Raw genomic sequence first — 14,712 nt, 5'->3', positions numbered from 1 at the left:
AGTATTTTATGAAACATTTTTTTTTAGGTATCAGCTTACCATTACTGATTTTGCTGTATCCAGCTACAATTTTTGGGCAGACTGAACCGGATACTCTTCAAGGTGATCTCGGTGATATAGTAGTTGTGGGCTATGAGGGTAACCGAAGTCTAATGGAGACACCCGGAGCGGTTTCAAATATCAGGGCAGAACGAATTTCGGGCTTTGATGAAAGCTCTATTGTATATGGCCTGAATGCTGTACCGGGTGTGAGGATCGAACAGCGTGCACCGGGCAGTTACCGAGTGGCTATCAGGGGGAGTTCTCTTCGGGCACCCTTTGGAGTTCGAAACATTAAGATATACTGGAATGATATTCCTTTTACAGAACCTTCAGGCAGTACACCGCTCAATTTACTGGACGTGATAAACATGCAGGAGGCGGAGGTTATCAAGGGGCCGGCCGGCAGTATTTATGGAGCCGGAAATGGCGGTGCCATATTATTCGATAGCAGGCAAAGCAACCGGAATGTTGTTGGGGCCGGCGCTATGATCGGTTCATATGGTTTGAACCGATATACGGCATTTGCTGAACAACAGACTGACAAAGCTAATTTGAGGTTTAATTATTCGAATCAGAGTTCGGATGGTTATAGAGAGCAATCCTTTTTGGAAAGGCAGACAGCTGAACTCTCTTCTCGATTTCAGTTGAACGACAAACAGATCATTAAAACCAGCTTCTTATATTCTGACCTTTATTATGGCATTCCGGGGGGATTGACATTACAGCAATATCAAGAAGATCCAAGCCAGGCCCGGCCGGGTAATCCTTTTGTGCTGGGAAGTGTTGAGGCTAATGCCAGTATCGATCAGCAGGCCTTTCTTGCCGGTATCAGTCATGATGTGGAGATCAACGATATTTTATCCAATCTGACCACCCTGTATGGAACATTCAGTGCATTTGAAAATCCTTTTAACCTGGATTATAAAAAAGACAGCCGTAAAACAGGTGGTGGCAGAACCCGTTTTTACCTGGATACTGAAATTGGGGATGTTAGAACACGGTTTACTTTTGGTGGTGAATATCAGGCCGCAAATTACGCTGCCCGAAATTATGAAAATGCAGGTGGTGTAACAGGCGATTTGAATTTTGATGATGAGATTAAGCTGAAGTCATCATTATTTTTTGTGAATACTGAAGTGGATCTGCCCAGTGAAATTTATCTGACAGCGGGACTAAGCTATAATAGATTAAAATATCGCCTGAATCGATTAGAAACTAACTTGCAGGATGATAATACAGGCATAGCGCAAAAAACTTTTGACCCGGAGATCATCCCAAGAATTGGAATGGCAAAAAAGTTTTTTCCAGGCATGTTAGTACACGGTAGTATCAGTTACGGATTTTCTCCACCAACCATAGAGGAATTCAGGACTAACGAGGGTAGCATCGCCTTGGACCTGGAAGCGGAACAGGGAACTAATTATGAATTAGGTTTCAGAGGCAGTTTTTACCAAAGCCGTTTCAGTTACGATATAACCGGTTTTATCTTTAAACTGAGTGAAACCATCGTTCAGCAACCTTCTGACAGGAATTCGACTGTTATTTTTGAAAATACAGGTGCCACTGATCAATATGGTATCGAAGTTGCGACAAGTTGGCAAGTCATCCAAAACCCGGATCAATTTATAGAAGGACTAGCTTGGGATCTCTCATATAGTTATCACAATTTCAATTTTGTGGACTATCAAAGAGGAGGTGAAGATTATTCCGGTAATGAACTGACCGGCGTCGCACCACATACCTTGAACACCAGCTGGAAAGTAAACACTGCTCTAGGTTCATATTTGAATCTGAATTATAATTTCACGGATGAGATACCACTTAACGATGCAAATACGGTTTATTCAAAAGCCTATCATTTATTACAGAGTAAAATAGGCTACAGGTTGGAGCTTTTTTCCGATTTTAACCTTGATGCCTTCTTCGGGATAGATAACTTGCTGAATGAAAAGTACAGCCTTGGCAATGACCTCAATGCCTTCGGTGATCGTTTTTATCAGCCGGCTGCACCCAGAAATTGGTTTGCGGGTGTAAAGCTGAACATTAAATTGTAATATGTGATCGTTACAACGCAGAAAAGATATTTACAGGCGAGGATTTACAACATTATTATAGATTGAACCAAAAGAAAATGACAGCCCAAATCTTATTTCGTAAGAATATGAGGTGAATCGCTGTCGAAGATTAAGAAGCTGTTCAGCATCTGTAATGTTGCCTGCAGGTATGGATAATTGATTACGGATCCAAGCATATTCACCGGATACGTAAATAGAAAAACCTCTGTATATTCTGAAATTAAGGCGTGATTCTGTTACCAGTCGGTTTTTACTTAGATCCTGCATGTAGGCGGAAGCATTGATTTCAGTCCGAAATTCTCCCCAAGGCTTAGTAAAACGGATATTTGATCTAAGTTGGTGTTCAAGCAAAAATTCAGATGATTTTCCATATATAGTCCGTTCATTATAGTCGTTGTAACCACCGGTGAATCGATATAGAAATGTAATTTCACGTTCAGTGAATTCTTCATAAGGAAAAATACTGTACTCCAAAGCTAGACTTCCATCTGCTAAAAGGGCAAGGTTGTCGCGCGTAGAAGAACGTAGATTAGATGAACCTCCGAAAGACCAATGGTCAGTTAGACTTTTTACAAGCAATAAATCTGCTCTGCGACTTTCGGTATTAAAAACACGAGTTGTATCGTCGTCGTTGAACTTTCGACGTTCATAATACTGTTGAATTTCAAATTCCAGCTTCCATTCCGGTGTAATTCTTTCAGCTTTTGCATCCCCCCGTAGAGAAAATTCTTTTTCAGACTCTTCACCTTCTAAGTCCATATCAGCATTTAATTCAAATACCCAAGAATCCCACTCATCTACCGTCTGTGTTTCGTCCTGTAAATCTGTAGGAATGTAGTTGATTGTCAAGCTTTCAGAAACGGGTAGATTGGCTAAGAAAAAGAATAAACCCTTCTTTATATAATCATTGAGATCATTTCTTATTTCGTCATCTGTATCTGATTCAGCAGAAAAATACGTTAATGTTCTGCTCACTTCAGTGAATTCATTATTCCCGATAAATTGAAGAGTGAATTCATTACCACCGCTTCCGGTTCCTTGCGTCGTTATTAGCAGATGAAGGTCAGCATCATCTTTATTCCTAACGTAATTTATAAATGGGATCTTCTCTCTAATGTAAGATTCATCGCAGCGCCATGTACGGCAATCTAGAAAGACATCTATTGTTCGGGGTGGGGGGTCGGATGATTTCTGAGCGGATGTAACTTCTGGTGGCAATAGAAAAAAAAGAATAAAGGAAAAAAAGATAGATCTTTTTAGAATCACCAGATCAATAAAGCTGTGAATTATTTTTAGTTTCTTAATAAGAAAAGTCGGCATTCAACAATTTTTCAGTCGGAAATTTAAATTAGTACAAGAATTAATAATGTATATAAATAACGATAGTATCCATCTAAAATCATGTAAAACCAATGTTTTGCTGACCTTAAGCTTGAATGTATTGTTGTGCCTTTAACATCATTACAATAGTTTAAGTTCATTAAAATTTCCTTGCCAGAACTACCGTTTTTTTAAAAGTCTTATTTTTCCCTTTAGCACTGTCGTAAGCCTCAAACAGTATAATATAGATGCCAACTCGATTTTTTTTGTGGTCATCGGTCAGCCCATCCCACATAAGCGAACCATCAAATCCGGCTGGTGAGCCGTCTGCCAATTTTTTAACCTGACGACCATAACGATCAAAGATCCTGACCCGCAACATATAGTCGGATTCATCCAGCTTATAATTGATAAACAGGTAGTCTTCGAAGCCGTCATTATCCGGAGAAAAGGGATTGGGGGTAAATGTCAGCCCTGTCTCATCAGGCAACGAGCCGGGTATCTGATAAATGGAGTTTTTCTGAGCCGGGGTGCCTCCGTTTACCCGTGTGCTTGAGCTCCAGTTGGTTTTATCATTGCTCGGTCCGTTTGGGTCAATTCGCTCAAGAGCTACACCATCAGTGTCAAAGAGATTAGGATTATGCCAGCTTTCATCATAGAATACAGAATCAATAGCTGTACCTGTGCTGTCAGCTATATAAATAGCATCATTGGCTGAAGTTAAACTTAAACTCGAACGATCTATTCTGATCTTGAAGTCTTCGGTTGGATTTGATATTTCAAAGAATTTTGCCAGACGGCTATTGGCAAAATCAACGGATTGATCTTCTGCATAGACTAAAACAAAATCGCCGGAAGGAATCCATTTGAATTGGGAAGATACAGGATCTATGGAGCGTACTTCGTTATTTTCATCGGGTGCATCATGGATAAACAGACCCTCCAGCGAGATAGCATGATCTGATCGGTTATAGAGTTCGATATACTCAGTTTGATCCGGTAGGTTATCCTCAGAATCTGCAATAGGGTCGAACAGGATCTCATTAATAACTATGGAGCCGGGCGTAAGTGGTTGTGAGACCTCAATACTGAGTTCGTGACTGATGTTTCCCCGGTAATCTTCAATTTTCGTAATACTCAGATTTAAAGCTTCACCGAAACTGGCTGCTAGCGGCCCTGCAATGATCTGATTTCCGTTGTTAGGATCAAAATCATAGATCGAAAGAGGACTGCCATTAACCGTCAGGGTTGTATTAGTTGGAATTACAAATTCTGAGAACACCAGAGATATACGACTATTATCTACGGTTTTAGCAAAGATGATCTGCGGTGCATCCTGATCCGGTTCAAATACGGAACTCTGAGATCCAGCAGTATTGCCAGTCTGAGCCTCACTGCTGGCCCAATTATTCGGATCGTTAGAGGCGGAGAGTGGATCTTTTCGTTCTAACGAAACTCCGCGTGTATTCCCTCCCCACGTATTTTTATAACTCAAGCTATCGATCACCATACCGGATTTATTTTTGATGACTACTATATCCTCATTATCATTTAACGTGGGCAAACCGCTAAGGTAAACAGCATCAGTACTTTGCAGGCTATTTGTTGCAGTAAAATCTTTAGTATCAGTAAGTATCAGGTATTTACCACTTTTGATGTGTGTACCAGAGGGTATTGTTGTGGAATTTGAAGCATCAGAAAAAGTCCAGTTAGTTAGATCAAAGTTTTTATCACTTTGGTTGTATAGCTCTACGAATTCAGGAGAATCACCGCTCAGTCGTTTGTATAGGATCTCGTTTATTATGACATCTCCGGGTAATGCATTTGAAAACTGAGTAAATTCAATATCTACACTCGCAGTATTCTGCAGATTGCCGAAAATATCCATCTGATCCTGAATGTTGACGCTATAATATGTGCCATCGGTCATTTTAGATGACAGTGCGATTGATATCGTGTTGCCTGTGGTTTGGATAATGTCTCCGATTTGAATAGATGGCTCAACAGAATAATTAGAGACATCTAAAGCTGGCACAGATTGAACCCGTTCATTGTAACGAAGGCACAATGTATCTGTGCCGATTGTGAAGGCATGAATTATGATTGGCGCGTCTGTATCAGGCGTAATCTCGTTCGGTTTGCCCGGAGTGGCCAGATCAGGTGAGGGTGAATTACGCCAATTCTCAGAATATATGGAAGCTGCTTGGGGATCAAGTCGTTCTAACGAGATCTGATCACCGCCCCAATCAGAAAAGTATGTAAGTGAATCGATCAGCGTGCCGTTTTGATCTCTTATTACAATATCGTCAGAGCCGTTATTGAGAGAAGGGAAGGCGGTACCGAGAACTAAAATATTTTTGTCCGGGAATTGATCAAAAAGAGTACTGTCAGCTACGAGGACCACATATTCTCCCTGTACCAACTCCGCTTTGGAATTTGCGATACTTCGCCGGGTTCCTGTGTTATCGTTCAGCGTCCAGTTTCGCAGGTCTATATTCTTATTACTTTTATTGTAAAGTTCGATGAACTCAGAATATGCAATAGCCGGATCGTACATAAATTCGTTGATCACAACATCGCCTGAATCAGCCTCCTGAATATCGATCAGGAAAAATGACTGTGATAGGGAACCGGCTATATTTCCGAATACATCAGCCTGATCCTGAATAGTGAGTAGATAAGTCGTCCCCAGATCTTGCTTGGGCAGAGAACTTTGAAATTGAATGATGACGGTATCCGGTTCCAGAAAAGTTATAAATGATATTGGTGGAACCTGAGTTTCAATTTCAGCCGGTACGAACAGTTCAAAGTTTGCTATGTTTTCAGCTGGAGTTTGTTCTATTCGCTCTGAAAACAGAACTTGCAAGGTAGTTCCATTGATTACATTCAGTTCCACAATATCAGGTGAAGTCAAATCTTCTGAAATGAGATTCTCACTTCCCGGAGTACCGAGTTTGGGTGAAGGAGAGTTCCCCCAGTTTTCAACATAAGTTGGTGAAACAGATACACTTCTCCGTTCCAGTGAGGTCTTATTGCCGCCCCAGGTATTGCTGTATGTCAAAGAATCGATCAGAACACCATCCCCATTCCTGATTACAATATCATCAGCAGTTGTACTATTCAGGTTGGCAAAGCGTGAATCCATTACTATGAGGTAAATTTCAGGGAAACTATTTTTAATGGTACTATCGGGTGCAAGCACTACACGTGACCCAGGAAGCAGTGTAGATTGTTGGTCAGTCAGTGACCTCCTGTTTCCTGAGTTGTCATTGAACGTCCAGTTTTGCAGGTTATAGGCACTGTCTGTTGCATTATATAATTCTATGAAATCTGTAAAACCATCAGAAGGATCGTACATAAATTCAGTAATGAATACGTCGCCGGAATCCGCTACTCCATAGTCAATTATAAACAAGTTTGGAGTTAAGGTTGGACTGATATTTCCAAAGAGATCCGTCTGATTCTCAATGCTCAGTTGGTAAGTAGTACCTTCGGGTTCGCTGGGAAGGTCCATGGTCAGTTGCAATAGAACAGTATCCGGTTTAGTGTAAATGATACTTTGAATGCCAATGCCGGTATCCGTGCTGTTATCTGCCTGAAGAGTGTAATTAAAAATTTCAATTGCTTGAGACTCCTGAATTCTTTCTGAATAGATCAGCTGAATTTGTGATCTGCTAATCAAATTTATTTCGCTCAGTTGAGCGGGCTCGGTATCCGGTTCAATTAGGTTTAAATAACCGGGTGTACCGAGATCGGTTGAGGGTGAGTTTCCCCAGTTTTCTTTATAAATGGATGATACGGTTGGATCTCTTCTTTCGAGTGAAACATCTTCACCACCCCAGTTCGTCTCATATTGAAGGGAATCGGCAATTGCACCGGCTGAGGTTAAAAGCCTGACCTGGTCGGAAGTTGTGCTGTTTAGGTTTGGTAGGGAAGCCTGAATATAATAAGCAGGGCCAAATATGTTGATCAATGCTGTGGTATCGGGTGTAACCACAGCAAAGCTGTCAGGATATAAGATAAGATCAGAACCAGAGATTGTGGTGAGTGAAAGCTCATCTCCAATTTGCCAGTCTTTGAGATTGAGATATTTCTCTGAAGTATTTTTCAGCTCCACATAATCTGTAGCACCAGATGGTGGGTCTTTCATAAATTCATTGATAATCACATCTCCGGCCGAAAATTCATCGAAGGTGAAGAATTCAAAGTAGGTATCGTCATTGATCGTCCAGCCACTTACACTTTGCAGATCATTAATAATTATGTCACTCGGACCTGACAAAAGAGGAGATGTAAGATCAAGCTGAATTTGATCTCCGGTTGGTTGAGAAATTCCGGTGGCAGCATCAATTTGAATACCCTTGATAATAAAATCGCTCGGTTGTATGGACACAGGGTCGATGCTTTCGCTGAATTCAAGAAGTAGTTGCTCTCGGTTTATAACAGTTAGATCTATGAATACGAACGGGTTTTGAAACTCAAATTCAAAGATGCCATTCGCATTGTTACCAAAAATATCAGTGAGATCGGCTGCATTAAGATTCCAGCTTCCATCGTATTCATTGATCTCAGTATCTAAAGTAAGTTCAGTAGTATCTGCCGCAACTTGAATGGCCGTTGTTATAGAAGGAATAACCGGAGTGTTGGCACCCGCTCCAGGGTTTAAACTCAAGCTGTAATTACCGGGATTTTCAGCTGTTGCATTTTCAAGACGTTCGGAAGTAACCATCAAAAGAGTGAGAGGTTTCTGAAGGATCACTTCCATGATCTGAGGGGCTTCTGTATCTGCTGAAACTTCGTTAGGGAAACCGGGAGTGCCGAAATTTGGATTGGGTGAATCACCCCAGTTTTCAAGATAGATGGAGGCAGCAGCCGGATCTCTTCGTTCAATGGCCACATCTATACCTGCCCAATCCGATGTATATGACAGAGAATCAACAGTAACCCCTGTACTATCAAAAAGGCGAACCTCATCACCCCCATTGTTTAGAGGAGGCAGTGAAGCCTGAATATAATTGGCAGAACCGTAAAAGGAACTTAATTTTGATGTATCGGCTGAGATAACTGCATAGCCATAAGGTAAGATAGGCGTGTCGGAAATAGATATTGTAGTAAATGTCCCATTATCAGCGACCTGCCAGTTTTTTAGGTTTAAATATTTGGCCGAAACATTGTGGATCTCCACATATTCAGCTGTACCGGTGGGAGGGTCTTTCATGAATTCATTGATCACAATATCCCCGGGTACAAAATTATCAAAAATAACAATCTGAAAAGTGGTATCAGCTAATGTGGTGGAACCTGAAATGTCGTCTACACCTGAAATATTCAGATCATTCACACCACTTGGGATAGGGTCTGCAAAACCAATCCTGACTGACTCTGCACTTATCTGACTATAAGACTGGGGATTTAGCGAGCCGGGAAACAGGGTGAAATCAGTGGTTTGAACTGATGCCGGATCATAAGCTTTATTGAAGATGATATCGATCTCAGAATCATTAAAAAGGGCTATATTATCAACGGCTACTGGCGGAATATAGATCTTGAAATCGAAAGCAAATTTATCGGTTCGGGTTGAGGTATAAGTGGTTACAAATCCGAAATGTGAGGCTGAAGTATATGTGTTATCTGTTCCTGAAGCTTCCTGAGCGAGTAACCCTGTGTAACCTTCAGCGACTTGAAGTGACCAGTTGCCGGAGGCATCTCTTGTGACTTTTACCCTAAAATCTCCACCAGAACTGATGTCTGTAGTCCCTGTCAAAACTTCTACATCTTTGTTTCCCGCGGTTATCCTAAATAATCTGAAAACATCACCGGAAAGATTCTCACCGGCCTGCAACATATAGCCATTTATGGGAGTAGTGAAGTCTGCTGCATCACTCATAAGATAAATTTCAGCTTTGTTTCCATCAGACGGAGAGAAGCCATCCAAACGGAGGAAGAATTCCCAGTATCCAATAACGTTACTGGAAGGAATACTTAAAGAGGAAGTTCCTGCAGATGCTGCATTTTGTTGTAGTAGAACGTTGTTGCCTTCAGATATAAAGGTGAAATCTGCAGTTGTACCCGACCAGTCAGAGATATCCTGATCAGAGAAATCATCCTCGAAATTTACCGTTTGTGCGCAAATTGACATCGGCACAAAGATCAGTAAAGTGATGATATGCAGTCGTAAACTTGACATATTGTACCCAAACCATGTTACAAATAGTTTTTATTAGAACACAGTCATGCAGTTTTAATTAAATGATCTATAAACGTCTCTTGGAATTATATTTATCCGTTTATTTACTTTTTCTTTTGAAAGCTTTTCTAAACTTGGAATATCAATTAGTGCATTTATCTCATTTTGTTGTGAGAAGGCAAAAGATCTTATTTGTTCAAGATAATTGAGATAGAATTTCCGGAATGGTGTATTCCCCTCAAAACCCAGTCTTGGTTCAACAGGATCAGACCCCAGTTTATTAAGTACCAGCAGCAGATTTCTCTTCTGATCAGAAAGTGTTTTGGGATCAGTAAACTCACAAGAAAATGCGGATCTAACCTGTTCCAAAATTGGGTTTTTGATTTTTTCAGATATCATACCTGAATCGGCCCTCAACAATGCCTCAAGTATTACGGTTTCTGCATACTTGATTGTAAGTTCCATTTGAAGGTCTTTGATACCATACTCAAAGGCAGGTTTATAGGTCTCATCTACGATCTTCAGAAGATCTTCAGGCGCTTGAGCTGTTGATTTCGAATGCCAGCCTCGAATAGTGACGTCAATCAATTCAATAATTTTTCGAATGCTGCCGGCGCATGCAAAGTTTTTATCCCGGGGAGAAATGAGAACCTGGTGCTTATCAGCATATTCGTACAAAAAATTAGCGTCGGCAGGTTCAATATCATTGAAAAACAGTTCGCCTCTTTCGATCATCTTTCTGCCGACCATGAAAACGCCGGCCACCAGTTTGGTCTGAGAGGTAAGTTCAACAGGCACGTGTTCGTTTTCGTAATCAAATTTTTGAGACCGGATCAAATAGGCTGTGGTAGCAACTAATAATTTAGAGAATACAAACAGGTCAACGGTTGTAAGTTCTTTATAGCTGATCTTGAACTCACTCTTATAATAATTCCTGAACCTATCGATCAGATTCATGACTTCAGGCCACAGCTTCATCATATCATGCAGTGCCGTCATGTTGTACTGCTTACCGTCTCGGGAATCACCGAATTTACAGATATGGTATTCAGTGGGAATAGGCTCACAGTAAAAAGCAGGTGAAGCATTATCTTCACCTAAATACCTGCCATCGCTTCCTTTTACAGTTGAAGTACCCCTCCAGGCTCCATACATGAATTCCATGTCATTCCTTAAAAAGGGAGGAGGGTTAATCTTTGAACCTATCTTCACAACCGTTCTTGATAGTAAAGGATTAGAAGAGGCCTTTGTTATAACATTTACTATGATATTTTTGATATTGTTCAATGTACCCGAGTGTTTTTCTCTAATCTATAAAAATGAAATGAGCTTTTCTCTAAAGTTTAAAAAAAAATAGGGTAAAAGGATCGTCAACCTTTTACCCCTGAAAGGACATTGAGGATACTCTAAAATCCTCGTGTAATGATTAGTTATTTCTCTCTGTGTTAGCTGTAGGGTTAGAGCGATGAGATAGGAAGTCCTTACAAAATTTTTGTACTTTTTTTGAATAAATATTATTTGGCCTAAATGAATAAAAATCAGGTGACAATATGAGGGCTTTGCCTTTTACTATCGAAAATTTGAACGGCGGGTTCATGAAACTGGAAGGAATTCTGAGAGTGAAGGACGACCATTTGCTTTTTGAATTCAAAAAAAAGGATGCTGTGATCGAGGCATATCAGTCTGAACTTAAGACTGTTGAAATTCCATTATCCGAAATTGAGATGCTGGAATTCAAAAAAGGATGGTTCAGTGCAAAGCTGATACTTCATGGAAAGTCGGCATCAAGTTTCAGGGAACTGCCGGGTAAGGACCTGATCGAAAGGGTATTGAAAGTAAAGCGCAAACATAGGGAGGTGGCTGCAAGAATCTCTTCAAATCTCAATCTTATGATATCGGAAAAAAAACTTCAGGAAATGGACGGTGACGAATGAGTATTCCCTATAAATATTCCATGTATGAATCAGATGATGTGAATGTGAAGGCCAAAGAAGTTAAAGGCATTATTAGTTACGCACATGATGAGCTATTGTTTGAATATAAGGTGTATGATGCAGCTGGAAATGGGATCAGTAATCTGTCCAAGTTTGCCATTCACATCGATAATATAAAGCGGGTGGAATACAAAAAAAGGTTTCCATTTTCGGGAGGGAAAATGATTGTTGAGGCCAATAAATGGGCATTTCTGGAACCTTTGCCTGGCAGTGAACAGGGTAGGATCAAGTTAAAGATCAAGAGAAGGGACAAGGGAGAGGCTATACGGATGTCAACCAAGCTGAACCTGTATATGTCCCAAAAACGCCTGGATGATATGGAAGGATAAAAATTATTTCAGGAATCCCTTCTTTACCAACAATTCCGCATTCAGTATGGCCCCCCCGGCCGCACCGCGAATGGTGTTATGTGCCATGGCGATGAAACTGACGTCGAATACTTCAGCTTTTCTCAACCTTCCAATATGCAGCTGCATTCCGTTTTCAGCATCGGCATGTAAACGTGGTTGTGGATATTTTTCCTCTTCATGCAGCTTGTAAAGATTCTTTGGTGAGAAAGGGAGATTCAGATCAGCGATCGGATTTTTCCAGTTCGTGTACGCTGCTTTCAACTCTTCAAAGTTTACAGGTGGCTTTTCCAGCTTAGCTGTTACCGAGATCATATGTCCGTTGATAGTAGGCACTCTGGTTGCCGTGGCTTGAACCTGGAAATGTGGTTTCGCCAAGGTAGTTCCTTCCAGTTTGCTAAGAAGTTTTCTGGTCTCGGGACCAACTTTAGGTTCTTCTCCCGAAATGAATGGGATCACATTCCCCAAAATGTCCAAACTTGCTACACCGGGGTAACCCGCTCCGGACACTGCCTGCATGGTAGTCAGGATCAGAGATTCGATGCCAAAAGCATCATACAGTGGTTTCAGTGCAATAGCGAGAGGAACAGCTACACAGTTTGGATTGGTGACTATCCATCCGCTTCCGTCTTTGGTAAAAGTCTGCTTCTTGATGAGTTCGGTATGATCCGGGTTGATCTCAGGGATAAGCAGCGGAACCGTGGGATCCTGACGATAATTTTTGGCATTGGATATGACCGGGATTCCTGAAGAGGCAAAATCTTTTTCGATCTCTCCGGCCACAGATGCGTCTAATCCCGAAAAAACAAAATCGACATTACTGAACTCAGAAGGTTCACAATTCTTTACCGTCATCTCTTTGACGTGCTCGGGCAGCACCACGTCTTCGATCCAGTTGGCGGCATCTTTATATTCCTTGCCGGCCGAGCGTTCGGAGGCTCCAAGAACTTCAATTTCAAACCAGGGGTGACCCTGAAGTAAACGAATAAATTTTTGTCCAACTGCACCAGTAGCGCCTAAAATTCCAACTTTCATGATGAATGAGTATGATTTAAAATCAAATCTTTGTGAGCAACAAAAATAATCAATCTGCAACCTTTATGTGAGAAATTTAGATAAATTAAATTCACTTTCCCTCGTTCCCAACCTCCCGGTTGGGAACGCTCGCCCGGACCTCCGGTCCAAATAGTTTAAATTGGATTGGTTGCTTGTCCTCGTTCCGTTGCGGAATGTATGATAACGGCAATAACTAACTGAATTAATAATTAAATAATCCTCTGAGGAGCTTTAATTTTGTTTAAAAACAATAGGTTAAACTAAAATTACATTGCAAATAAGGATACACAATCATACCAGAACCAAGTTGTTATTTAACAGCCACAATTTCATATATACCGATGGTATAATTGTCAGGATTAAAATCTTCAATAAAATATAGCTGATTATCATGCGCTCCAAAGGGAGTAGAGGGAACTGAAACTTCCTGAATCAATTCTAAGCTACTTTTATCATAAATAACTAAAAAATTATCCTTAGAAGAATAATCCATAGTGTCAAACCACTCCTCCGTTAGATTTTGCATATTTTGTATAATGTAACTGTCAGTGACAAATATATGAGCCACAGCACTAGTGTTTGCTCTGTGTTTGAATTTTTCAGAAATAGGCATTGATGGTGTCAATTCTCTTTCAGGAATAAAAAAGTTATCAGTCTTTTGACCTTCTCTTCCGATTAAAACCTTTTTCTTTAAATCATATATCTGAAAGTAGGGTGAAGTTTGAAGGTTAGTATAGGCTAAATCAGTTTCCTCATCCAAAGCTATGACTGTATTGAAAGCAAGATTATTATCATCTTGAGAATATTCATCAAACCTCCCAAAGATAGATTCAGCAATTCCACTAGTGTCAATTAATCCTACCAGTCTGGATTTATGAGTTTCAAACCTTACATCAGTTTCGTATATAGTTGCGACAATTTTATTGTTATACCATCTCAAATTATTTGCTGTGGGGTTAAACGTCTCTCTTTCCAAAAAATCTGTGGAATGCAATAAGTTCCCATTCAGGTCAAAAACCTTTAACATTCTTTGCATGGAATCATAAATAAATACCTCATTTTTTTTATTTACATCGTATCCACTTACACTTAAAATGCCTTTTGGACCTCTGCCATTTACCCCAATCACTGAATGGAATGTACCGTCAGAGTTGAAGACAAAAACCTGATTTCTTATTCTATCACTGAATAAAAAATATTCTTTATCTCCTGTGATTTTAATTTGTTCAAAAAAATTGCCAAAGATCTCCTGGCCTTGTTGTAATACTACCGAATCTATTTTGACAATATCTACTTCGTTAGTTTCTATTTCTGAATCACCAGTTGAGCACCCCATAGCAAGGCTGAAAAAAACGACAGGCAAAAAAATAAACTTCATATTCTTATCTAGTCTAGTCATTGTAAATCATAACCCTATGCTTAATATTCATAATATAATACGAATTTAAACCTAAGCATATGATGTTAACAAGTAATCATAAATATTCTAATCAGCTTAAATTTGGCCTTTTCTCCTCATACCCAACCTCCCGGTTGGGTATGCCTGCCTGGACCTCCGGTCCAAATAATTTAATAAAGAGGGGTTGCCCGTATCCACAACCCCTCTATGTTTCTCCCATTTTCTAGAGGGAGAAGGCTCTTTGATGAGTTCATTAATTGATCAGAGAATCCTGTCCAAATCTTCCTTCCAT

8 protein-coding genes are annotated in these 14,712 nt (G+C 40.3%); 3 read left to right on the top strand and 5 right to left on the bottom strand.

The genetic code is table 11. From position 1 onward, the window contains the following. Window positions 1–8: 8 nt before the first annotated feature. Entirely contained in the window at window positions 9–2,096 is a 2,088-nt protein-coding gene (locus ACKGJO_RS09410) for a TonB-dependent receptor family protein (RefSeq protein WP_411323169.1), read from the top strand. 30 nt (window positions 2,097–2,126) lie between these two features. On the opposite strand, the gene ACKGJO_RS09405 is transcribed toward ACKGJO_RS09410, so the two are convergent. From ACKGJO_RS09405 to ACKGJO_RS09395, 3 genes are all read right to left on the bottom strand, one after another. Continuing rightward, a complete protein-coding gene (locus ACKGJO_RS09405) occupies window positions 2,127–3,335 on the bottom strand; it encodes a hypothetical protein (protein ID WP_411323168.1) in 1,209 nt (402 codons plus the stop codon). 262 nt (window positions 3,336–3,597) lie between these two features. Further along, window positions 3,598–9,624 (bottom strand): lamin tail domain-containing protein, encoded by a 6,027-nt coding sequence (locus ACKGJO_RS09400; RefSeq protein ID WP_411323167.1) that lies wholly within the window; start codon window positions 9,622–9,624, stop codon window positions 3,598–3,600. Window positions 9,625–9,678: 54 nt separating this feature from the next. Next, window positions 9,679–10,788: a hypothetical protein gene (locus ACKGJO_RS09395; protein ID WP_411323166.1), complete on the bottom strand. Its 1,110-nt coding sequence runs from the start codon at window positions 10,786–10,788 to the stop codon at window positions 9,679–9,681. 431 nt (window positions 10,789–11,219) lie between these two features. Between ACKGJO_RS09395 and ACKGJO_RS09390 the strand changes: the two genes are divergently transcribed. Both ACKGJO_RS09390 and ACKGJO_RS09385 read left to right on the top strand, forming a co-directional pair. Beyond that, window positions 11,220–11,558: a hypothetical protein gene (locus tag ACKGJO_RS09390; RefSeq protein ID WP_411323165.1), complete on the top strand. Its 339-nt coding sequence runs from the start codon at window positions 11,220–11,222 to the stop codon at window positions 11,556–11,558. Continuing rightward, window positions 11,555–11,947: a hypothetical protein gene (locus ACKGJO_RS09385; protein ID WP_411323164.1), complete on the top strand. Its 393-nt coding sequence runs from the start codon at window positions 11,555–11,557 to the stop codon at window positions 11,945–11,947. The genes ACKGJO_RS09390 and ACKGJO_RS09385 overlap by 4 nt, the downstream gene beginning before the upstream one ends. Window positions 11,948–11,950: 3 nt before the next feature. On the opposite strand, the gene asd is transcribed toward ACKGJO_RS09385, so the two are convergent. Then, on the bottom strand, window positions 11,951–13,000 hold the full coding sequence (gene asd, locus ACKGJO_RS09380) for an aspartate-semialdehyde dehydrogenase (RefSeq protein ID WP_411323163.1): 1,050 nt from the start codon (window positions 12,998–13,000) through the stop codon (window positions 11,951–11,953). A gap of 331 nt (window positions 13,001–13,331) precedes the next feature. After that, the gene (locus tag ACKGJO_RS09375) at window positions 13,332–14,420 is read right to left on the bottom strand and encodes a 6-bladed beta-propeller (protein ID WP_411323162.1); all 1,089 of its coding nucleotides are present in this window, start codon (window positions 14,418–14,420) and stop codon (window positions 13,332–13,334) included. Between the last annotated feature and the right edge of the window lie 292 nt (window positions 14,421–14,712).

Source organism: Gracilimonas qinghaiensis (genome assembly GCF_046602855.1).
Taxonomy (GTDB): Bacteria; Bacteroidota; Rhodothermia; order Balneolales; family Balneolaceae; genus Gracilimonas.
Note: the sequence above shows the minus strand (reverse complement) of the source record. Positions and strands in the feature narration are given on the sequence as shown.